Genomic DNA, 662 nt, shown 5'->3' with positions numbered 1-662 from the left:
CCACCGGTCCGGTCGACACACCACCAGACAGCGGCCGACAGGTCAGTGCGAAGGCATCACGCCAGTTGCATCGCGGGTCAGGCCACCGCCCAGGGCACGCACCATGAACTCACAGTTGCATCCGGCGACTCCAGCCGATCTTGGCCGCAGATCTTCCCGTAGTTGAGCCTTCGTGGGGCTCGGTCGGCAGGTCGACGGTGCTCCACGACCGGATCCGGCGTCCTCCAACAGGAGGATTTTCGGTCAAGATCTCCCGGCCCCGCCGGATGCAACAGCGCCGTCCTGACCAAGTCAGCTGCAACACTCGGGACAGCTCCCACCCAACGATCTTCGCTGTCACCGTGGTGCTGGCAGCCGTTCTGCCGGTCTCGGGCTGTGGTCCGGTACGAGGGAGGACAGCGGGCTGGTCGGTAGGGCTATCCATCCTTCCCGTTCCGCGGCGCCGGCGTCGTCCGATCCGGGCAGGGCGGTGTGGCCCAACGCCACGGCGCGGGCGGTCAGTGCCGCGATGATGGCGTCGAACGCGTCGTCGGATCGGAGCCTGTCAATCCCGATGAGACATCAGGCTGCTTGGTTTGTGGGTAGCGCCTCCTCGGTCTCGATGATCGCTGGGGGCTGGTTGATCCACGCCTTGGTCGGCAGCGCGGGCGGGGCCGGTCGGC

At 67.2% G+C, this 662-nt stretch carries 1 protein-coding gene; it reads right to left on the bottom strand.

The window, feature by feature from the left end; translation table 11 throughout:
- Window positions 1–336: 336 nt before the first annotated feature.
- Complete coding sequence (locus AB1460_RS38110; RefSeq protein ID WP_420497473.1) at window positions 337–549, bottom strand: DUF429 domain-containing protein; 213 nt, start codon at window positions 547–549, stop codon at window positions 337–339.
- Window positions 550–662 lie beyond the last annotated feature (113 nt).

The organism is Parafrankia sp. FMc2 (genome assembly GCF_041008525.1).
Taxonomy (GTDB): domain Bacteria; phylum Actinomycetota; class Actinomycetes; order Frankiales; family Frankiaceae; genus Parafrankia.
Note: the sequence above shows the minus strand (reverse complement) of the source record. Positions and strands in the feature narration are given on the sequence as shown.